Here is a 20,835-nt window from a genome sequence, read left to right as displayed (position 1 = left end):
AACTCAGGCCCGCTTATGCTCCGGTTTCTAAGCGCTCCTGCTCACGCTCTACTTGGTTAAGTCCTCGACCGATTAGTACTGGTCCGCTCCATGCATCGCTGCACTTCCACTTCCAGCCTATCTACCTGATCATCTCTCAGGGGTCTTACTTCCATATAGGAATGGGAAATCTCATCTCGAGGAGGGCTTCACACTTAGATGCTTTCAGCGTTTATCCCTTCCGTTCATAGCTACCCAGCGATGCGCCTGGCGGCACAACTGGTACACCAGCGGAACGTCCATCCCGGTCCTCTCGTACTAAGGACAGCTCCTCTCAAATTTCCTGCGCCCGCGACGGATAGGGACCGAACTGTCTCACGACGTTCTGAACCCAGCTCGCGTACCGCTTTAATGGGCGAACAGCCCAACCCTTGGGACCGACTACAGCCCCAGGATGCGATGAGCCGACATCGAGGTGCCAAACCTCCCCGTCGATGTGGACTCTTGGGGGAGATAAGCCTGTTATCCCCAGGGTAGCTTTTATCCGTTGAGCGATGGCCCTTCCATACGGAACCACCGGATCACTAAGCCCGACTTTCGTCCCTGCTCGACTTGTCAGTCTCGCAGTCAAGCTCCCTTCTACCTTTACACTCTGCGAATGATTTCCAACCATTCTGAGGGAACCTTTGGGCGCCTCCGTTACATTTTAGGAGGCGACCGCCCCAGTCAAACTGCCTACCTGACACTGTCTCCCGCCACGATCAGTGGCGCGGGTTAGAGTGTTCATACAGCTAGGGTAGTATCCCACCAACGCCTCCATCGAAACTAGCGTTCCGATCTCTACGGCTCCTACCTATCCTGTACAAGCGGTACCAACACTCAATATCAAGCTACAGTAAAGCTCCATGGGGTCTTTCCGTCCTGTCGCGGGTAACCCGCATCTTCACGGGTACTATAATTTCACCGAGTCTCTCGTTGAGACAGTGCCCAAATCATTACGCCTTTCGTGCGGGTCGGAACTTACCCGACAAGGAATTTCGCTACCTTAGGACCGTTATAGTTACGGCCGCCGTTTACTGGGGCTTCAATTCTGGGCTTCGCTTGCGCTAACTCATCCTCTTAACCTTCCAGCACCGGGCAGGCGTCAGCCCCTATACATCATCTTTCGATTTAGCAGAGACCTGTGTTTTTGATAAACAGTTGTTTGGGCCTATTCACTGCGGCTGACCTTGCGGTCAGCACCCCTTCTTCCGAAGTTACGGGGTCATTTTGCCGAGTTCCTTAACGAGAGTTCGCTCGCTCACCTGAGGATACTCTCCTCGACTACCTGTGTCGGTTTGCGGTACGGGTAGTTTATTTCTCACTAGAAGCTTTTCTTGGCAGTGTGACATCAGGAACTTCGCTACTTTAATTTCGCTCCCCATCACCGCTTGTCCTTATGGTCGCAAGCATTTCACTCGCCACCAGACTTGCGGCTTGGACGCACTTTTCCAGCCGTGCGCTTTCCTTAGCCTCCTGCGTCCCTCCATCGCTTAAACAAAATAAACTAGTGCAGGAATCTCAACCTGCTTGTCATCGACTACGCCTTGCGGCCTCGCCTTAGATCCCGACTAACCCTGGGAGGACGAGCCTTCCCCAGGAAACCTTAGTCATACGGTGGATCAGATTCTCACTGATCTTTCGCTACTCATGCCGGCATTCTCACTTCTAAGCGCTCCAGCCGTCCTCACGATCGACCTTCAACGCCCTTAGAACGCTCTCCTACCGCGCACCCTTACGGGTGCACCCACAGTTTCGGTATTATGCTTAGCCCCGGTATATTTTCGGCGCAGTGCCACTCGACTAGTGAGCTATTACGCACTCTTTAAATGGTGGCTGCTTCTGAGCCAACATCCTAGTTGTCTGTGCAACGCCACATCCTTTTCCACTTAGCATAAATTTAGGGACCTTAACTGGTGATCTGGGCTGTTCCCCTTTCGACAATGGACCTTATCGCTCACTGTCTGACTCCCGGAGTAAGATCGATGGTATTCGGAGTTTATCTGAATTCAGTAACCCTTGATGGGCCCCTAGTTCAAACAGTGCTCTACCTCCATGATCCATCCTCCGAGGCTAACCCTAAAGCTATTTCGGAGAGAACCAGCTATCTCCAAGTTCGTTTGGAATTTCACCGCTACCCACAACTCATCCCAGCATTTTTCAACATACATGGGTTCGGTCCTCCAGTGTGTTTCACCACACCTTCAACCTGGTCATGGGTAGGTCACTTGGTTTCGGGTCTACATCTGCCTACTCATTCGCCCTGTTCAGACTCGCTTTCGCTCCGGCTCCGACTTTTCATCTTAACCTCGCAGGCAAACGTAACTCGCCGGTTCATTCTACAAAAGGCACGCCATTACCCCTTAACGGGCTTTGACTAATTGTAGGCACACGGTTTCAGGAACTGTTTCACTCCCCTTCCGGGGTGCTTTTCACCTTTCCCTCACGGTACTGGTTCACTATCGGTCACTAGGGAGTATTTAGCCTTGGGAGATGGTCCTCCCGGATTCCGACGGAATTTCACGTGTTCCGCCGTACTCAGGATCCTGGACGGAGAGTCCGCCGTTTCGCTTACAGGGCTTTCACCTTCTATGGCGCAGCTTTCCAGCTGACTTCGACTACGTCGAACTTTGGTAACTCCAATGTCCAGTCCTACAACCCCGAGAAGCAAGCTTCTCGGTTTGGGCTCTTCCCACTTCGCTCGCCGCTACTATGGGAATCGAGTTTTCTTTCTCTTCCTGCGGGTACTGAGATGTTTCAGTTCCCCGCGTCTGCCGCCGACAAGCTATGAATTCACTTGCAGGCAATACACTGCTGTGTACTGGGTTCCCCCATTCGGAAATCTCCGGATCAAAGCTTACTTATAGCTCCCCGAAGCATATCGGTATTAGTTCCGTCCTTCATCGGCTCCTAGTGCCAAGGCATCCACCGTGCGCCCTTTGTAACTTAACCTGTACTGACTTGCGTCAGCGGTTATGCGATGCGAATTTCTAAATTAGAAACTCATACAAATACGCTGTGTTCTCGGCAATTTAAAACATTTACAACAATGATATCCAGTTTTCAAAGAACAAAGTCGCACCCGCTAGGGTGCTTGAGGGTCGTCCCCTCAAAACTAAACAAAGTTTCGTGTGTGCAGGTTTCCGTCAGACTTAATGTCTGTTTCCTTAGAAAGGAGGTGATCCAGCCGCAGGTTCTCCTACGGCTACCTTGTTACGACTTCACCCTAATCATTTGTCCCACCTTAGACGGCTCGCTCCCTAAAAGGGTTACGCCACCGGCTTCGGGTGTTACAAACTCTCATGGTGTGACGGGCGGTGTGTACAAGGCCCGGGAACGTATTCACCGCGGCGTGCTGATCCGCGATTACTAGCGATTCCGACTTCGTGTAGGCGAGTTGCAGCCTACAGTCCGAACTGAGAATGGCTTTAAGAGATTAGCTTGACCTCGCGGTCTCGCAACTCGTTGTACCATCCATTGTAGCACGTGTGTAGCCCAGGTCATAAGGGGCATGATGATTTGACGTCATCCCCACCTTCCTCCGGTTTGTCACCGGCAGTCTTACTAGAGTGCCCAACTGAATGCTGGCAACTAGTCATAAGGGTTGCGCTCGTTGCGGGACTTAACCCAACATCTCACGACACGAGCTGACGACAACCATGCACCACCTGTCATTTTGCCCCCGAAGGGGAAACCTGATCTCTCAGGTGATCAAAAGATGTCAAGACCTGGTAAGGTTCTTCGCGTTGCTTCGAATTAAACCACATGCTCCACCGCTTGTGCGGGCCCCCGTCAATTCCTTTGAGTTTCAACCTTGCGGTCGTACTCCCCAGGCGGAATGCTTAATGCGTTAGCTGCGGCACTGAAGGGCGGAAACCCTCCAACACCTAGCATTCATCGTTTACGGCATGGACTACCAGGGTATCTAATCCTGTTCGCTACCCATGCTTTCGAGCCTCAGCGTCAGTTACAGACCAGACAGCCGCCTTCGCCACTGGTGTTCTTCCATATATCTACGCATTTCACCGCTACACATGGAGTTCCACTGTCCTCTTCTGCACTCAAGTTTCCCAGTTTCCGATGCGCTTCCTCGGTTAAGCCGAGGGCTTTCACATCAGACTTAAAAAACCGCCTGCGCTCGCTTTACGCCCAATAAATCCGGATAACGCTTGCCACCTACGTATTACCGCGGCTGCTGGCACGTAGTTAGCCGTGGCTTTCTGGTTGGATACCGTCACGCCGACAACAGTTACTCTGCCGACCATTCTTCTCCAACAACAGAGTTTTACGACCCGAAAGCCTTCTTCACTCACGCGGCGTTGCTCCATCAGACTTGCGTCCATTGTGGAAGATTCCCTACTGCTGCCTCCCGTAGGAGTTTGGGCCGTGTCTCAGTCCCAATGTGGCCGATCAACCTCTCAGTTCGGCTACGTATCATGGCCTTGGTGAGCCGTTACCTCACCAACTAGCTAATACGCCGCGGGTCCATCCAAAAGCGATAGCTTACGCCATCTTTCAGCCAAGAACCATGCGGTTCTTGGATTTATGCGGTATTAGCATCTGTTTCCAAATGTTATCCCCCACTTAAGGGCAGGTTACCCACGTGTTACTCACCCGTCCGCCACTCGTTTTAAGTTGAATCACGATGCAAGCACCGTTCATCGACCAAAACTCGTTCGACTTGCATGTATTAGGCACGCCGCCAGCGTTCATCCTGAGCCAGGATCAAACTCTCATATAAATATGAGCTGTTCGAATAGCTCGATTTGTTGTTCTAGCGAATTGACTTCGCAAATGTTACTTTTTGCCTCGATACCGAAGTATCAAGGACCCTGCACATTTAAACGAAACTTTGTTCAGTTTTCAAAGGGCGACTTTGTCAAAAGACAACTTTGATAGATTATCATGACCAACGTATCATGTCAACAACTTTTTAGAGTGAATATTTATTCAATCCATTTCAATTGCGACTTCATCATACGAGTCGTTTATTTCATCCGTCAAGAATCGACGTCTTTGTTTTGACAACAACAAGTATCATACCAGCACTTCAACAATCTAGTCAACAAAAAATTAGCAGAAATTCAAAGAATTACCAATTCCGATAAATGGCGAACATTTTAATCCGATTTGTATAAATATTCGCATTTATCGCGAACAATATGCAGTAAAATGCGTTTAAAGTTCATTTAACTCATGACGCTTACAGTCGGATATGTAGCTGTTTGCGCTGACTACTGTGGAAAACGGCCACTGAAAGTATTTTGCCACGTCAATTTCCAAATACCTAACATAATAAACGCCACTTCATTTAGCCGCCAAATCTCGGTAATCACCCTACTTAGCTAAGCGATCTAAGTTGTCGATATCAGGTCATCATTAAAATGTGCGGTACCTGCGTTTATATCAACTTTACAAATCATCAGTCAAACATTCTCGCACCATGACTCGTCATTGACATCCGACTAACTTCCTACAAAGCAACCGCACAAGTCAGTTTGCTTTCAACGGCCCTGCCCTTCCTCTCACTTACCGCGCCTTCACGCTTTTACAATTGCTTACCGCCTCAACGAAAGAAAAAAGCCACTCATTTTTGAGTGGCTTCTTCGTTTAAATGTTCAAGTGCTTCAGCGACCCACCCATCTAAGTGAGCGGCAATCGGTGCAAAGCCGGTGTGAAATTTACGACTTGTCCAATAGTGCTTACGGCGACGCTTCTTACTTAATTTAGGCGGCGCCTGTAAAGCACGCAAAGATAAACTGATTTTATGGGTATATTCGTCGATGTCCAAAATCACAACTTCAACTCGCTGGCCGACGGTAAAAATATCGCTGGTGTCCTTGACGTAACCATGCTGGCATTCTGAGATGTGCACTAATCCTTGCGTGTGCTCATCCAGCATCACAAACGCCCCGTATGGTTGGACGCCGGTGACTTTGCCAGTCAAGATATCTCCTATGCGATATTCCATTCTGACACTTCATTTCATTGGATTTCTCTTTGAGTATACCCTAAAAATCACTTGCAACCAATATCAGTCTTGAATCGTCAGTGCATCAATCGTCACAGGCTCAACTGGCTTGTCGTTGGCACCCGTTTTGACTTTGCTGATCTTCTCGACCACTGACATTCCTGACAATACCTGTCCGAAAACGGTATGGCGATGATCAAGCCATGGCGTCCCGCCTTGTTGGTAAGCGTCAATAATCGGTTCCGGGAACCCGGCTTCGCTTAATTGAGCCTTCATGCTTGGGTCCAAATGCGTATTGGTCACGATGAAAAATTGACTGCCGTTCGTATTGGGACCAGCGTTGGCCATTGACAGGGCACCTTTCAGGTTGAAAAGCTGATTCGAAAATTCATCCGCAAACGGCTTCCCCCAGAGGCTTTCTCCGCCCATGCCGGTACCAGTCGGATCACCGCCTTGAATCATGAAGTCTTCAATGACCCGGTGAAAAATGACGCCATCATAATAGTTCTTTTTAGCCAAGCCGACGAAGTTTTCAACGGTTTTGGGGGCTTGTTCCGGAAATAGTGCAATTTCAAATTGCCCTTCGCTGGTTTTAAAGATTGCTTTTGGACCTTTGAAATCGGCCAGTTCTAATTGTGGATAGTCCATGTTCGTTCTCCTTCTTTAGTCAAATAACGTGCATCGTTCTAGGCGTAGTATACCAGCATCGGCAACTCGCGCCAATTAAATGAATAGACGGAACCCTTCTACAACCTTAACGTTGGCATTAAAAATCAGTTGCTGCGCTTTCTACACTTTTCCCCAATTAACGCAACGCCCGCGCTTTATGGCACTTTAATCTCCCTAAATTGCCGGCATTCTCCGCCTTCGTCAACTTGGTAACTATTCGCAAAATATGGTAGGGTATGAACGTCATACTATATAGAAACGGAGCATTGCAAATGTCAGTGCAGCATGTATATGAAATCACTGTGATTGGTGGCGGGCCTGTTGGTATGTTCGCCGCCTTTTATGCTGGCTTACGTCAGGCAGACGTCTTATTGCTTGAGAGTCTGGACGAACTTGGTGGCCAAACCGGTAATTTATACCCAGCCAAAATTCTTTACGATATTGGCGGCTTTCCCCACGTCAGCGGAAAAGATCTGGTTTCACAGCTGAAAACGCAGCTGATGCATTTTCACCCGGATGTTAAAACTGCTACGGAAGTGCAAACGATTGATGAAGCAGAAGACGGGACGTTTATTCTGCATACAAGTCAGGGCGACTTCCGGAGTAAAACCGTCATCGTTGCGACAGGTGGCGGGGCGTTTACGCCCCGTAAACTGGCCGTTGATTACGATCCGGCATTAGAAGGCAGGCAATTGTTTTACTTTGTTCAGGATCTGGAGACCTTTCGCGATCAGGACGTGGCAATTGCCGGTGGTGGCGATTCGGCCATTGACTGGGCTTTGGCGCTGGAGCCGGTGGCCAAGCATGTCAGTCTGATTCACCGGCGCGCTAAATTCAGGGGCCTCGAGGCAAGTGTGGCAGCACTTGAAAAAAGCAGCGTTGCCATTCATACGCCTTATTTGATTGAGGCGGTTAAACAGGAAAATGACAAGCTCGCCTTGCAGTTAAAGGAAGTTCGCGGTGACAATGAGCCGGTTTTAACAGTCGATAAGTTGCTGGTTAATTATGGTTTTGTCACCGACAAGCGCCATCTCCAAGCTTGGCAGTTTAAGACCGATCGTAACGGCATTCTGGTTGATTCCCAGATGCAAACCAGTCGCCCGGGAATTTTTGCTATTGGCGATGCCGTCAGTTATGCGGGAAAACTACCGCTGATTGCCAGTGGCTTCGGTGAGGCACCAACGGCCATTAACGAAGCACTTAGCCGGCTTTATCCGGAACGGCGGCAAGCGTTACACAGTACCCAGCTTTATCGATAATAATCAGCCTTACCCCCACCCAGCCTAAAGGAAAGCGTGAGATTATGACCAATGAAGAAAAGCTTTATGAACGGACGATCCAATTGTTGCATGAGCGCGGCGTTAACTTAAGCGACATCGGCGAACTTGTCATGTTTTTGCAGGAACGTTTCATCCCTAACTTAACCATTGAAGAAGCAACCCAAAACGTTCGAATCGTTTTGCGCAAACGCGAAGTGCAAAATGCGGTTATGACCGGTATTGCACTGGATAAGGCAGCCGAGGCCAACCAGCTTGAAGAGCCTTTGCAGAAAATCATTGCCGAAGATGAAGGGCTTTACGGTGTCGATGAAGTCTTGGCCTTTTCTATTGTCAATGTTTATGGTTCAATTGGTTTTACCAATTACGGCTACATCGATCGGATTAAGCCAGGCATACTGGCCAAGCTCAATGCCCACGAGCCCGGGATTATCCACACCTTCCTTGATGACATCGTTGGAGCCATGGCGGCAGCGGCGGCTAGTCGACTGGCGCATTCGCATCCGGAAATCGAAGACGATATTTATTGACGTTTTTCTAAAATTTGCCTTTGTTTCATGAAATTTTCATATTATCCCGTATAATGAAATGTAAATTCATTAAAGGAGCTTACCTAATGACCCAACTGTTTGATTTCATCCTGCATATCGATGAGCATTTGATCACCATCGTTAATAGCTTCGGCCCTTGGACCTATGTCATCCTCTTTGCGATGGTCTTTATCGAAACAGGGGTTGTTGTCTTCCCGTTCCTACCTGGGGATTCACTGTTGTTCGCTGCCAGTGCGTTAGCTGCCAATGCCGCCTATAATTTAAATGTCTGGATCCTTTTCGCAGTCTTTTTGGCTGCCGCGGTTTTAGGCGATACGGTGAATTATGAAATTGGTAAACGCGTGGGGTCGGCCGCTTCTACCGGTAAAGGCTGGTTTGGCCGCCTGATCAACCGCGACAAGCTGCTGCAGGCCGAAGCGTTTTTTGACAAGCACGGCGGCAAAACCATTGCGATTGCCCGCTTCATGCCACTCATTCGGACATTTGCACCGTTTGTGTCAGGCGGTTCGCGGATGCATTATGGTAAGTTCATCCACTATAATTTATTAGGCGGCTTCCTCTGGGTTACCTTATGTGTACTCGGCGGCTTTTACTTCGGCAACGTAACGTTCGTCAAAGAGCATTTTTCGTTAGTAGCGCTTGGCATCGTTTTGATTTCACTCTTGCCAATGGTCATCGCTGCCGTTAAAACCCGCACTGCTAAAGTTGTGGATCGTTAAACCAATCATCAAATTTTCTAGGTATGCAAAAACGCATGCTCCCAATGTCACAACGATATTGGAAGCATGCGTTTTTTGATTTTTACAATGGTGACTGACGCTGGGCATCTTGACGACCGCGCCAGATGCCCCATACCATGATCGCCTCGAATAAGGCAAATGCCGTGAGAAAGCAAAGCATGAAGAAGCCTTCAGGTAAAACATTGATGATCGGATCTGTCCCCGGATCAAACAGCCAGTCACGATTGCGAAATAGCACCTCATGGAAAATGATGAAGAAACGATCAAAGTTAATGCTTAGCAATCCGGTTAAGATGATCGGCACCACCGCCCCGATCATAAACGGCCGGACCAGCAAATACCGCTTCTTGGCTGCTTTAAGCTGACGCACCCACCGAATGGCAAAAGGAATCGTCACAAGGACAATCACAAGATCCAAAATAAACAAATGGCGCACATCGGCAAAATGAAGCGCGCCATGCAGGCTTGTGGGGAAATCCTGCATATGCAGCGTACCAATCCACGGCAAGTCTAAGTATGCCATGAGTTGCAAATAATTATGGTACAACCGTCCCAGCGACATGGCAGCAATTTGCGGCAGATTATCCATATGGGCATAAATCGGGAACGTCAGCAGCGTGCTCAAAATCGTCACGAAAATGACCCCACTAACAATCGCTAGCCAAAGCGTCAGCCAATGAACGATGCGTTTCATTTAGACCTCCCAGTCCGTCAAGGCATCAATCTGATGCGTGGGTTGTTGGACCTGCTTGGAAACATAATCACGGGTAGAAACGCCGGTATAGACTAAAATCGTATCGATCCCGGCATTCAACCCTGCCTTAATGTCGGTGTTGTAATTATCACCAACCATGGCGACAGCGTCTTTTGGCAACCCCATCTTCTTCAGCGCTTTTTCCATAATCGTCGGTTCGGGTTTGCCAATATAAAACGCCCGTTGCTGCGTACTGCGTTCCACTAAAGCAATCAGTGACCCTGCTCCAGGCACCAAGCCACGTTCATTGGGCAGATTGGTATCCGCATTAGTCCCGATAAATTTAGCGCCGCGTTTGATTGCCAATGTGGCTAACTCAAATTTATGGTAAGTCACGTCATAATCCAGCCCGACTACCACATAATCCGGATCCACTTCATTCAACCGCAATCCCGTATCCAAAAGCGCCTGCTTCAGCCCCAGCTCACCGATGATATACACTGACTTTCCGGAAACATCGCCATGATTGAGATCAGTCAAATAAGCCGCGGTCGCAAGCGAAGGCGTGTAAATCTGCTCCGGTGCCACATGAATATCGTGATTCTGCGCCAGATTTTTGACCACATCTTCAGGACTTTTCGTCGTATTGTTCGTCAAAAATAAAAAAGGAAGCCGCGCCGCCTGTAGCCGTTCGACAAAGTCTTTAGCTGCCGGAATGCGTTCTTTGCCACGATAAATCGTCCCGTCAAGATCGATCATATAACCTCTATACTTCAAGTCTGTCCCTACTTCTTGTTAGTCTCACGTTGACGGATCGTAAAATGCCGCTTGCGTGGTTGTGTCTGATTGACTGTTTTGGCCTGTTCGCCACGAAAATGCGTCGAACGTGTCGTTTTTTCCGTGTATGGCTTGTTTGCCTTGGCATAAGGCTTACGTTTGCCATGATGTTGTCGCTGTGTCGGCTTTGATTGTTGCCGGTGCGCGGTTTTGCCTGTCGCCGATTTTCGCTCCCGATCGTGCCGCCGATCAGCTACCTTAGTTGCCGGTTTATCCAAACGGGCAAGCACAAAATAAGCACAGCCAAAATTGCAATATTCATAGAGATAATCTTCTAATGTGCTGATCTGCTGATCCTTGCTGGCACCGCGGCGATCGTCTTTGTAAAAACCGCGCAACCGTAACTGGTCGTAACCCCAGTCGCCAACAATATAATCGTACTTATCGAGAATATCGTTGTATCGCTCGTTCAACCGTTCAACGTCAAAAGCATCGCGGTGGTCTTTGACGATGCGATAACGGCGGCCATCAATCGTTACCAAGTCGTGGCCGACCTTAACGACGCGTAAATCTTTGGTTGTAGCCTGAGTCAAGGCAACATCAATTTGTTCAGACAATGCTTCGCGTTCAGCCAAGTCGCGTCCTCCTTTTTTCGTACTGGTAAACCAGATAATCCATAGTTCTAAAAGTATAGCATGAATTTATAAAGGAAAAACTTTTGCCATATAATCGCCAACAACCTGCCGTATCAGTTTTGGAAAAAGAAATTCATTGCTGCCCATAATTTCGATAGTTGGGAAGAACGGAATAAACAGAAAGTTATCGACGGTAGCGAAAGTATATTGCCGTTCCGGAACCAACGGCTCGCCATGCCACAAAACTGTCCGCTTTTCTCGATCAACCGAAATGCCACGATAACCGATGTCACCAAAAATTTTGCCGCGGAAGCTCATGCCGATCATGTGAAAGTGGCGGAGAAACATGCGGTTCTTTTCCATTTCCATGATCAGACGCCATAGCTCTTTGCCACTTAAAGTTACTTTTAGTAGGTGCATGGGGTGGGGCAAACATGTCAGGAGATCAGCCTGGGTGACAATCCCGGGGCCGAGTGGGATCAGAAAAAGGCCGGCATTCAGGATCGCTGCATCGGTTTTAGCAGCATCAGCGACTGCCGCCAAGCCAAAATCAAGTAACGGTGATGGCCGATCATACTGAATCGCCAGGTGTTTAGGCAAGCGAGCAACTTTTTGCTGTTTTAACAAGGCAATGCCTTTACTTTCATAACCTTGAATTTCCCGCGGATCTGCTGCGGCTGCTTGCAATAAAGCGGTTTGAAAGGTTTCGGCACGACGCGTCTGAATTTTGTGGTCATCATCCAGCGTTAACGTAATCTTGCCAACATAATGGCCATACTTTTCGGCGGCAGTTAACAACGTTGTCCCGTGTAATTCGCCTTCTGCAAGCAAGTGATGCGTATGCCCGCCAATCACAACATCAATCTGCGGATATTGCTGGGCTAAATGACGATCAGACTCAATGCCTAAATGTGATAGCACAATCAAAACATCATAGGTGCCCTCAAGCTGTTTAAGAATCGCCGGAAAAACGTCTGCCACTGTCTTAACCTGCCACCCATTTGGCTGATATGTCAGGAAAAATGGTGCCGTAAAGCCGACAATGGCAATTCGCGTCCCTGCCGGTGTCTGTTTCATGACAATGGGCTTGGCCCAATGCGGACGCGTACCATCCGGCTCAAACAAGTTGGCCAGTGCAACGGGAAAATTAGCGTGATCGTACAAATGCTCCAACACCTGATGCGGATTGCCGACCCCTTCATTGTTGCCAATGGTCACTGCGTCATACCCGATTTCATTCAACAATTGAATATTAATCTGCCCGTCCGTTGCTTCGGTTAGCGGTACCGAACGATCCATCGCATCGCCATCGTCAAAAGCTAAAACGCTCGCCCCTTCTGCCTGTTCTGCAGCGCGGGTTCCCAACATAAACCGGCGAATTTTCGGCCAGTTTTCAAAGTGGGAATGCAGATCATTCGTGTGCAGAATCACTAACTTTTCCACAAGGCACCTCCCTAATCGGTCTTTCAGGTGACATTTCTAAACTAATACCCTAGTTTTATCCTATGCCCTGCAAGACAACGGGTCAAACATCACATTGCGCTCAGCGTTCCTTAGCCAACACCGCAGCTTTAAGCCGATAAATCTTGTGTACTTCAGCCGCCGTCAGTGGGGTGCCAAAAGGCAAATGCGGCACTAACAAATCCCGTTCCGGAGCGTCCACGCCTACATTGATATTCTCCGCAATATTGACGCTATTGTGGTGAATGTGGCCGTGTAAATTCAGCGTCTGCTTCACAATACCCATCATCAACGGATAATGCGTCATGATAAACTGCGTATGGTCATCCTTGATAATCGTGCCAACTGAATGGAAGGTGAACTTAGGCAAGCCGTTCACGCCCGGATCATGGCGATGAAGAAATTTAAACAGTGATTCGTAGTCGTGATTTCCTTTTATAAAAACAATCCGGCCGTGCAGCTGCAATAGGATCGCCAACACTTCCGGTGGTTGGGGAAAATGCTCCGGATTCATGGCAATGTCACCTAAATGATAAACGATATCGCGATCATCAACGCGCGCATTCCATGCCTGAATCATCGCCGCGTCCATTGCCTCAACGGTTGGAAACAGGCGCGGAGCAAAATCGTTGTTTCCTAAAAGATCCGCATGAAAAAAGTGCGTGTCCGCAATAAAATATTGCATATTACTCCTTTCGGCGATGTGCATGTCTGGTCGTGACCACCCAAGTCGTCATCGGCACGGTCAAAATGACGGCAATAACCGAAATCAAGACCTGCAAGAGTTCGCCAACAAAAATCTTGTTATTAATCACTTGTGAAAATGGATAGCGCAGTGACGCAAACCAGATAAACAAAGAGGAAAAGCCGCCAAAGAAACCAAAGAACAGCGTATTTAAAGCAGTTCCGATAATCTCGTGCCCCATTTGTTTAATCCCGGTAGCGCTTGCCTGATCCTTAATCTCATCCATTCCGGCTGCAACGGCAATTGCTGCTTCGGCGATCGCTCCAAGCGTGCCTAGCAAGGTCGTTGCAATCAAAATGTGCGGGAAACTGACGCCGATATACACGGAAAAGCCTTCCAACGCCTCGGAATCTTCCGGTCCAAACCCGGCTGTCTGGCTTAACGTCATCGTCAAAAGAATCAGTCCGACTAACAATGTCATAATTAATAAAGACGAGACAAACGCCGGGCCGGCCACAGAAAGCTGACTGGTGCTTAAGAAAATGGTGCTGGCCAATATAATCAGCCCAAAAATAATGGCTACAATAATCGGATTAAACCCGCTGGCCATTAAAATGACGACCAGGATCATTAACAAGGCGTTGACGGCTAAAGCAAAGAAATTTGACAGGCCTTGCTTGCCGCCGACAATAAACATCATGACAAGCAGAACCAAGGCTAATGCAAGAATGACGTTCATGCTGTCACCTTCTTAATTTTAGCCATCATCGCCGCTATTCCGCTCGTCACCGGCACCGCCAGTACAATGCCAAACGCACTGATGAGGCTCTGGGCAAATCCCAGCCCCATCACCCAGATAACCGTTTGCGCAATCGAGTTATTATTGCGAATCCACAAAACCGATTCCATAAACGTATCGGCGATGAAAATCATAAACAGAACCGAAATCAGCGGTCCCATGACATTACGGCCAATAGCCATCCCTGCCCGAAACCGCTCCTTGGCCGTGTCGTGAAGCTGGAAAATCGCAACCGAAATGTCACTCGCCTCGTCTAGCACAGCGCCCAAAGAGCCGATCACAATTTGACCGAAAAATAAAAGCTGTGGCGTCTGGGTAGCGTATTTGACCTCTTCAAAGTGAATACCGTTGTAATTGGTCAGGGCCATTATGCCATAGCCAAGTGCCACTGCAGCCGCGGTGGCTAACAACGTCCCCAATGAAATAGTTGCCGCAATCGGCTTGAACCCGACAATGAACACTGCCGTCAAAACAGTGAAAATCACCGCCAAAATGACAAATAGCCACCATGCCTGCCACTGTTTACTGCCGATCTCCCATTCAACCGCGACAAAGAAGATTACCGTGTTAAGTAAAATGCTAATGCTCGTTAACCACGCTCGCCGGCCCATGACCAAAAAGATCAAACCAAAAGTCAAGACCAGCAGTGCCGCCAGAATCGCATCCCGCTTCACGTTGTTCAAGGTATAGGCGCCTTTATCAACATCCAGGAAAACCTGCTCGCCCACGCGAAGTTCATTATCCAGCGCACCGCTAAACGAGTATGTATTATGCATGGTGATGCGTTTGCCGCGTTTGGCGGTATTCAGGAGACGCACACGAACCTGCTGTTTGATCAGCCGGTCATGGTTTTGATCTTCGTCTTGGTGGTTGGTGGTTTTGACCACTTTAACTGCTTCAACCTGACCCACTGGCTTGGTATAAAAGCCGCTGTCAAATTGCATGCCAATAAAAACCGCGATCGCCGCGACGAACGGGATAAGCCATTTACCTAAATACTTCACGCGGATCCCTCGCTTTCATATGCCTTACATTATATAAGTAGCGTCAATGTGACGCAAAGCGCGTGTCCGACCTATCCGCGGAAATTGTCACGCTGACAAGCCCGGTTATGCGATAATCACGGAAATTATTCAAAAAATTGAGGTTTTTATTAAAATCTATCTCTTGAGTGCCGAGCCGGCAGAAACCCTCATCGTCATATTTTACCCGACATGATTTTGCCGGAGAATCTCATGATAAGCATCGCGAATGGGGCCTTCCGGTTTGTCCCATTCTTCCCAACTGGTTAAATCAGCCGGCGGAAATTCATAATGCTCGTTGATATACTTCTCATAAGTTGCCACAGCGGTTGAGTGGGCAATGTTCAGCTGAACAATCCGCACCCGCTTGATAAAGCCCTTCATAGCTGCTTTTTCCGCGCGGCCATTCAACATGACATTCCCCAGTTCAAAATAGCGGCTTCCGTCAAGTCGGGTAATTTCCTGAATCAAATCAAAAACCTGATATTTTTCTGCCAAGATTAACACTCCTTATTTGTCAACTTATGTTACGACACGTCTATCCTAACGCGTTTAAACGCGCCAGTTCGCGCTCACTATGCTATTGTTTATGGTATGATGTTTTTTTCTGGAAAGGAGCAGCCTGTATGGGCAAACGATTCACTGTGGCAGTTTTGCTGCTGCCATTATTTCTTCTGCTTTCAGGGTTTACGCTGGTTGGCCACCGTGGCGATCCGCTGAACTATCCGGAAGAAACTTTTCAAAGTTTCGATAGTGCTTTTAACAACGGCGCTGACTATGTTGAACTCGATGTACATGAAAGTGCTGATGGCGTGGTCGTGATTCAACATGATTCAACCATTCAGCGGATGACCGGCGCCAATCTGACCATTGCCAAGAGCACTTTTGCGCAACTTCAGCAATATCATACCAAAAATGGCGAACCGGTTCACAGCCTCGAGGAGCTTTTCGCCCACGAGCAACAGACAAACCATAAATTCTTGATTGAAACCAAAATCGTTAAAGGCGAACCGCATCCCCACCTTGAAGACAAAATTACAGCTTTGATTAAACAGTATCACATGGAAAACCGCGTCATGTTCCATTCATTTTCGGCTGCCAGTCTCAAGCGCTTGCAGGCGGATTTGCCTTCTGTGCCGCGGATTTTAATTGTTGGTTCGCTTAAACGGATCAATTTTGATGTGTTGACTTATGTAGACGGCATTAATTTAAGTTCGGATCTGGTGACGCCGCAGCTGGTCAATCAGCTGCATGACCTTGGCAAAAAAGTGTACGTCTGGGATGAGATGAACGAGGATCGTGATCGGTGGACTTGGCTGGTTAACCTCAACATTGATGGTGTCGTGACCAACTATACGAGTCTTGGACATGAATTTCAGGCGCTGAAAGCCGCTTCCGTTACCACCAGTATCAACGATCTTGGCGCTAACTCCAGTGTCTCGGCGCTTCCGGTTTACGAAAACCCTTATCAACCGCTGTTACGTCCTGAACAGTTAGCACCGCAAACCCCAATTGCGATTTCTGCAATGGTCACCATTGCCGGCAACACGTATTATCAAATCGGCGATAACGCGTTCGTGCCAGCTACAACGATCAACCTCGCACCCCAAGCTGGCTGGGCCAGCCTGTTTCTCCACCAAAAAATCGTCGTCACTAGTCGCGGCTTCCATGCCCCGATTTATGCCAACCCGCTGCATCAGCAAAATGTTACTGGGCATGTTGCTGACAACACGCGCGCCCGGGTTCTGGCCGCACGCTACGAAAATAGCCGGCTCTACTTAAAAACCAAAGCAGGCTGGTTAAAAGCCAAAGATGTGCAAGTGTTGCCATCTGCCGAAAACATGGCAACCTGGCTCATGCTCTATCGCAGCATTCCCTTAAAAGAAAAGCCGCTCATCCACTGGGCATTAGGCAATTCGGCATTTGACACCCCCTTGCTTAATGCTCGGGTCACTGAAATCGGTTGAGAAGGGTTACGACATGGGTGTGCTTACAATCGCGTCATGACAAGCTTTTCACCGGATCTTGACCACTTTTCCATTTTCTCCGAATGATTCAGTCGTTTCCGTGGAACAAACATGCTATTCTAAAGACAACGATAGAAAGAAAGTAGGTTAACCTCATGGCAATTAATTGGCAGCAGGAAGCAGAAAAATTAGAACCCCAGCTTCTTTCTGATCTCACGACACTGTTGAAGATCAACTCCGAGCGCGATACCGCGCACAAAACCGCAGAATATCCCCTTGGACCCGGTCCGGCAAAAGCGTTGGATGCCTTCTTGGCAATTGCCGAGCGGGATGGTTTTAAGACGCTCAATGTGGACCATGTTGCCGGTCGGATCGAGTTAGGCAGCGGTCCTGAAACTTTAGGACTATTTGGGCATGTCGATGTTGTTCCCGCCGGACCCGGTTGGCAAACCGATCCATTTGACCCGGTGATTCGCGATGGTAAGATTTACGGTCGTGGCACCAGCGATGACAAAGGACCGAGCATTGCTGCTTACTATGCATTGAAACTCGTCCGCGATCTGGGCCTGCCGATCAATAAAAAGATTCACTTTATCCTTGGAACCGATGAAGAATCCGATTGGGTTGGCATGCATCGGTATCTCGAAAGCGAACCGGCACCGGATTTTGGCTTTTCTCCTGATGCCGAATTTCCAATTATCAACGGTGAAAAAGGCATTGCCAGCTTCAAAATCGTGCAAAAACCGGTTGCTGCAGCAGAAGCCCAACTGACTTTGAATGAATTTTCGGCGGGTATTCGACCAAATATGGTTCCGCAAGAAGCAAAAGCAACCATTACCGGCGACTTGCCTGAAAGCTTTGCGACTCAAGTCAACGACTGGGCCGATCAGCAAGGTGTCAAACTCACCTTGACGTTGGGTAATCCTACAACGATTGAAATCGTAGGTAAAGGTGCACATGCCCAGGAACCAAAGGATGGCAAGAATGCCGCCACTTATCTGGCAAGCTTGCTAGCTGATTTGCCTTTTGATCCGGCAGGCAAAGCGTATCTGACCATGATCGCCAAATACCTGCATTTAGATTCACGCGGCCACCACTTAGGTATCAACTACACGGACAAACTAATGGGCGAGTTAACTGCTAGCCCGGATATCTTCACGTTTACCCAGGATGGCGAACAAAGTGTGTTGGTTAATGTCCGTTATCCGCAAGGCACCGATGCTGATAAAATCCGTGATCAAATTGAAAGCGCGGTCGGTGCCGACCAATTCGACGTATCCTTGAGTGGTCATGCCCAGGAACCGCATTACGTTCCTGGTGACGATCCGCTGGTTAAAACCCTATTGCAAACTTTCACTGACCACACTGGTATTGCCGGTCACGAACAAGTCATCGGTGGCGGTACCTATGGCCGAATCATCAAACGGGGTGTCGCTTTCGGAGCCCAGATGCCGGGACAGGAAAATGTCATGCATCAGGCTAATGAGTACATGCCAATTAAAGATATCATCACAGCGGTAGCCATTTACGCCGACGCAATCAGCCGCTTAGTCAAATAAGTCAAATGCCTGTCGGTTAAAAAGATCGCCGTTTTTCTGATTACCAGCCGATCTTGCCGCTTTTTTTAAATGAATGATGACACAAGTACGCCAGAAGTCTGTTCCCGGACTTCTGGCGTACTTGCGATTGATGCAGAAAGGAAGTTTTTTTATGTTGACGCCTAATAGCTTAAATCCATGGTTGGATGATCCGCACCTGCGCGCAGCAGTGGCCACGCAAGCAACGGTAACCTCGACCAATACGGTTTTAAAACAAACGGTTCAAAACGGAGCAACGTTGCCGCAAATTCTAATTGCCGGTGAACAAACTGCCGGTGTCGGACGCCATGGCAAACCCTTTGCCAGTCCGGCCGATGCCGGTCTCTATCTGAGTTACGCCTTCCACCCGCAAATCAGCCGTGCCTTAATCACGCCAGCTGCAGGTGTCGCTTTGCAGCAAGCCATTGAAACCCAATTTGGTATTGCCACCGCCATTAAATGGGTCAACGACTTGCAAAAAAACGGCCAAAAGGTTGCCGGTATTTTGGCAGAAGCATTGCTCGAACAAAATGCTGTGGTGCTTGGCGTCGGCGTTGACATCTTCCCAACCCCGACAGCGCCTTTACCAACCGATCAGCCGATTACCACCCTTCTTGATGAAAAGCCTAGCACCGATCCGCGTCCGGAGCTTGCCGGCCGTTTCTTGACGAATCTCATGCGGTTGTTTGCAAATCCTGACACCATTATGCCGATTTATCGCACGAAGGCTGCCTGGATCGGTCGGCAAATCACGGTTAGCAGCACACAAAACCCGCTGACCGGAATCATCAGCGGGTTCGATGACAATGGTGCCTTGCTGTTAAAAACGGCCCAAGGAACAATGGTCGTCACAACTGGCACCATTCGCTTAGTCGATTAAGCCACACATCGTCTAGTTTGCCAGCAGTAATTTCGTCAAATCACTGAATTCATTCAGCTGATAAGTCGGCGTTATCTGCTCGCGATTAGGTTGAAAATGCGGATTGAACCAGATTGAATCAATCTTGCCGTTGATGCCGCCTTGAATGTCCGACGTCAACGAATCACCCATAATCAATGTTTCGTGCCGATTGAACCGGGGAATTCGCTTGGCAACATAATCAAAAAACGCCACGGTCGGCTTCGGACTCCCGACACTATCGGAAACAAAGATGTCCTCAAAATAATCAATTAAACCACTGGTCGCCAGGCGCTCACGCTGGACCGGCTCAATGCCGTTACTGACGATAAACAATCGATAATCTTTTAAGGCATCCAGGGTTTCCGTCACGCGCGGCAGCAAAATCGCCTCCTGATCCAGAAAATGGTGATACGTCCGTTCAGCCAAATGCGGATCGGCGTTCAAATGGTGATGGCGAAATAGCTTGGCGAATCGCACGTCAAACAGTTCCGGTCGTGTGATGCGTCCCGCTTCATAATCACGCCACAGATCAGCATTGATTTTCAAATAACTTGCCTCAATCCGCGGCGTATATGGTAATTTAAGCCTGGCAAACATCTTAGCCAGGCTTTTTAGTTCCCCTGCTTTAAAATCCAACAAGGTATCGTCTACATCAAACAAAATAACTCGGTACATAACTGACTCCTGTTCTCGCTCGCTTATTTTATATAGTTATCAGTCTTGCACAACACAACGCGGGTCGCAAGTGAAGCCGCTTGAACTTATGAATGGTGAGGACAAACAGACAAGTTGGTTTTGAAGTGCGTTCTCGCAAACAGAAACTGGCGCTTTCCACAAACGCATTCTCTGGCGCAGAAGTCTGCGTATAAGGACCTTGGTCGCGATGGCCTAAGCCCGGGCCATCACGCCCAAGGCCACTTATACTCCGACTTCTAACCGCGCCGGCTCACGCTCTGCCTAAACGCGTTTGCGTGGCCAGAAACCTGCACATAAGGACCTTGGTCGCAATGGCCAAAGACCGGCCATCACGCCCAAGGCCACTTATGCTCCGGTTTCTAACCGGCCACGCTCACGCTCTTGCCAACAGTATT

Annotated in this window: 17 protein-coding genes and 2 rRNA genes; 6 read left to right on the top strand and 13 right to left on the bottom strand. The window is 48.7% G+C overall.

Going from position 1 to position 20,835, the window contains the following annotated elements; genetic code table 11:
* Positions 1–52: 52 nt before the first annotated feature.
* From LACZS1_RS03835 to LACZS1_RS03820, 4 genes are all read right to left on the bottom strand, one after another.
* Positions 53–2,970, bottom strand: a 23S ribosomal RNA gene (locus tag LACZS1_RS03835).
* 219 nt (positions 2,971–3,189) lie between these two features.
* Positions 3,190–4,759 (bottom strand): 16S ribosomal RNA (locus LACZS1_RS03830).
* Together the 16S and 23S rRNA genes form the textbook arrangement of a ribosomal RNA operon.
* Before the next feature lie 846 nt (positions 4,760–5,605).
* Positions 5,606–5,989 (bottom strand): CvfD/Ygs/GSP13 family RNA-binding post-transcriptional regulator, encoded by a 384-nt coding sequence (locus LACZS1_RS03825; protein ID WP_010493829.1) that lies wholly within the window; start codon positions 5,987–5,989, stop codon positions 5,606–5,608.
* A gap of 63 nt (positions 5,990–6,052) precedes the next feature.
* Positions 6,053–6,637 carry a peptidylprolyl isomerase gene (locus tag LACZS1_RS03820; protein WP_047107444.1) on the bottom strand — a complete coding sequence of 195 codons (585 nt, stop codon included), beginning with the start codon at positions 6,635–6,637 and terminating at the stop codon, positions 6,053–6,055.
* 293 nt (positions 6,638–6,930) lie between these two features.
* On the opposite strand from LACZS1_RS03820, the gene LACZS1_RS03815 reads away from it, so the two are divergent.
* The 3 genes from LACZS1_RS03815 (at position 6,931) to LACZS1_RS03805 (ending at position 9,205) form a co-directional block, all read left to right on the top strand.
* The gene (locus LACZS1_RS03815) at positions 6,931–7,917 is read left to right on the top strand and encodes an NAD(P)/FAD-dependent oxidoreductase (RefSeq protein ID WP_047107428.1); all 987 of its coding nucleotides are present in this window, start codon (positions 6,931–6,933) and stop codon (positions 7,915–7,917) included.
* Between the two features lie 44 nt (positions 7,918–7,961).
* Positions 7,962–8,465, top strand: coding sequence for a phosphatidylglycerophosphatase A family protein (locus LACZS1_RS03810; RefSeq protein ID WP_010493824.1), 504 nt, complete (start codon positions 7,962–7,964; stop codon positions 8,463–8,465).
* 86 nt (positions 8,466–8,551) lie between these two features.
* Complete coding sequence (locus LACZS1_RS03805) at positions 8,552–9,205, top strand: VTT domain-containing protein (protein ID WP_010493822.1); 654 nt, start codon at positions 8,552–8,554, stop codon at positions 9,203–9,205.
* A gap of 82 nt (positions 9,206–9,287) precedes the next feature.
* Here LACZS1_RS03805 and LACZS1_RS03800 read toward each other — a convergent pair whose 3' ends face one another.
* The 8 genes from LACZS1_RS03800 to LACZS1_RS03765 all read right to left on the bottom strand — a co-directional run bounded on the left by LACZS1_RS03800 (position 9,288) and on the right by LACZS1_RS03765 (position 15,797).
* Positions 9,288–9,920, bottom strand: coding sequence for a TIGR01906 family membrane protein (locus LACZS1_RS03800; RefSeq protein ID WP_070650587.1), 633 nt, complete (start codon positions 9,918–9,920; stop codon positions 9,288–9,290).
* Positions 9,921–10,697 carry a TIGR01457 family HAD-type hydrolase gene (locus LACZS1_RS03795; protein WP_070650586.1) on the bottom strand — a complete coding sequence of 259 codons (777 nt, stop codon included), beginning with the start codon at positions 10,695–10,697 and terminating at the stop codon, positions 9,921–9,923.
* A gap of 8 nt (positions 10,698–10,705) precedes the next feature.
* Entirely contained in the window at positions 10,706–11,332 is a 627-nt protein-coding gene (locus LACZS1_RS03790) for a YutD family protein (RefSeq protein WP_070650585.1), read from the bottom strand.
* Between the two features lie 66 nt (positions 11,333–11,398).
* Entirely contained in the window at positions 11,399–12,775 is a 1,377-nt protein-coding gene (locus LACZS1_RS03785) for a bifunctional metallophosphatase/5'-nucleotidase (RefSeq protein WP_274804301.1), read from the bottom strand.
* Between the two features lie 100 nt (positions 12,776–12,875).
* Positions 12,876–13,478, bottom strand: a complete 603-nt coding sequence (locus LACZS1_RS03780) for a metallophosphoesterase (RefSeq protein ID WP_010493813.1) — start codon at positions 13,476–13,478, stop codon at positions 12,876–12,878.
* Between the two features lies 1 nt (position 13,479).
* Positions 13,480–14,217, bottom strand: coding sequence for a YibE/F family protein (locus LACZS1_RS03775; RefSeq protein ID WP_070650583.1), 738 nt, complete (start codon positions 14,215–14,217; stop codon positions 13,480–13,482).
* Positions 14,214–15,281: a YibE/F family protein gene (locus LACZS1_RS03770; RefSeq protein ID WP_010493808.1), complete on the bottom strand. Its 1,068-nt coding sequence runs from the start codon at positions 15,279–15,281 to the stop codon at positions 14,214–14,216. The genes LACZS1_RS03775 and LACZS1_RS03770 overlap by 4 nt, the downstream gene beginning before the upstream one ends.
* 201 nt (positions 15,282–15,482) lie before the next feature.
* Complete coding sequence (locus tag LACZS1_RS03765; RefSeq protein WP_070650582.1) at positions 15,483–15,797, bottom strand: hypothetical protein; 315 nt, start codon at positions 15,795–15,797, stop codon at positions 15,483–15,485.
* 128 nt (positions 15,798–15,925) lie between these two features.
* Here LACZS1_RS03765 and LACZS1_RS03760 point away from each other — a divergent pair, with 128 nt between their 5' ends.
* The 3 genes from LACZS1_RS03760 (at position 15,926) to LACZS1_RS03750 (ending at position 19,723) form a co-directional block, all read left to right on the top strand.
* Positions 15,926–17,266 carry a glycerophosphodiester phosphodiesterase gene (locus LACZS1_RS03760; RefSeq protein ID WP_047107417.1) on the top strand — a complete coding sequence of 447 codons (1,341 nt, stop codon included), beginning with the start codon at positions 15,926–15,928 and terminating at the stop codon, positions 17,264–17,266.
* Positions 17,267–17,421: 155 nt separating this feature from the next.
* Positions 17,422–18,825 carry a dipeptidase PepV gene (pepV, locus tag LACZS1_RS03755; RefSeq protein WP_093997928.1) on the top strand — a complete coding sequence of 468 codons (1,404 nt, stop codon included), beginning with the start codon at positions 17,422–17,424 and terminating at the stop codon, positions 18,823–18,825.
* Between the two features lie 151 nt (positions 18,826–18,976).
* Entirely contained in the window at positions 18,977–19,723 is a 747-nt protein-coding gene (locus tag LACZS1_RS03750; RefSeq protein ID WP_070650580.1) for a biotin--[acetyl-CoA-carboxylase] ligase, read from the top strand.
* 12 nt (positions 19,724–19,735) lie between these two features.
* Here LACZS1_RS03750 and LACZS1_RS03745 read toward each other — a convergent pair whose 3' ends face one another.
* Positions 19,736–20,419: a YjjG family noncanonical pyrimidine nucleotidase gene (locus LACZS1_RS03745; RefSeq protein WP_010493799.1), complete on the bottom strand. Its 684-nt coding sequence runs from the start codon at positions 20,417–20,419 to the stop codon at positions 19,736–19,738.
* Positions 20,420–20,835 lie beyond the last annotated feature (416 nt).

Origin of the sequence: Lacticaseibacillus zeae subsp. silagei (assembly GCF_030770335.1) — a bacterium.
Taxonomy (GTDB): Bacteria; Bacillota; Bacilli; order Lactobacillales; family Lactobacillaceae; genus Lacticaseibacillus; species Lacticaseibacillus zeae.
This window is presented reverse-complemented; position numbering and strand designations above follow the sequence as displayed.

Excerpts from the sequence above, each read along its gene's own strand:
- LACZS1_RS03825 (WP_010493829.1), bottom strand. The coding sequence starts at position 5,989 with ATGGAATATCGCATAGGAGATATCTTGACTGGCAAAGTCACCGGCGTC.
- LACZS1_RS03760 (WP_047107417.1), top strand. The coding sequence starts at position 15,926 with ATGGGCAAACGATTCACTGTGGCAGTTTTGCTGCTGCCATTATTTCTT.
- LACZS1_RS03805 (WP_010493822.1), top strand. The coding sequence starts at position 8,552 with ATGACCCAACTGTTTGATTTCATCCTGCATATCGATGAGCATTTGATC.
- LACZS1_RS03820 (WP_047107444.1), bottom strand. The coding sequence starts at position 6,637 with ATGGACTATCCACAATTAGAACTGGCCGATTTCAAAGGTCCAAAAGCA.
- LACZS1_RS03800 (WP_070650587.1), bottom strand. The coding sequence starts at position 9,920 with ATGAAACGCATCGTTCATTGGCTGACGCTTTGGCTAGCGATTGTTAGT.
- pepV (WP_093997928.1), top strand. The coding sequence starts at position 17,422 with ATGGCAATTAATTGGCAGCAGGAAGCAGAAAAATTAGAACCCCAGCTT.
- LACZS1_RS03775 (WP_070650583.1), bottom strand. The coding sequence starts at position 14,217 with ATGAACGTCATTCTTGCATTAGCCTTGGTTCTGCTTGTCATGATGTTT.
- LACZS1_RS03780 (WP_010493813.1), bottom strand. The coding sequence starts at position 13,478 with ATGCAATATTTTATTGCGGACACGCACTTTTTTCATGCGGATCTTTTA.
- LACZS1_RS03815 (WP_047107428.1), top strand. The coding sequence starts at position 6,931 with ATGTCAGTGCAGCATGTATATGAAATCACTGTGATTGGTGGCGGGCCT.
- LACZS1_RS03810 (WP_010493824.1), top strand. The coding sequence starts at position 7,962 with ATGACCAATGAAGAAAAGCTTTATGAACGGACGATCCAATTGTTGCAT.
- LACZS1_RS03745 (WP_010493799.1), bottom strand. The coding sequence starts at position 20,419 with ATGTACCGAGTTATTTTGTTTGATGTAGACGATACCTTGTTGGATTTT.
- LACZS1_RS03750 (WP_070650580.1), top strand. The coding sequence starts at position 18,977 with ATGTTGACGCCTAATAGCTTAAATCCATGGTTGGATGATCCGCACCTG.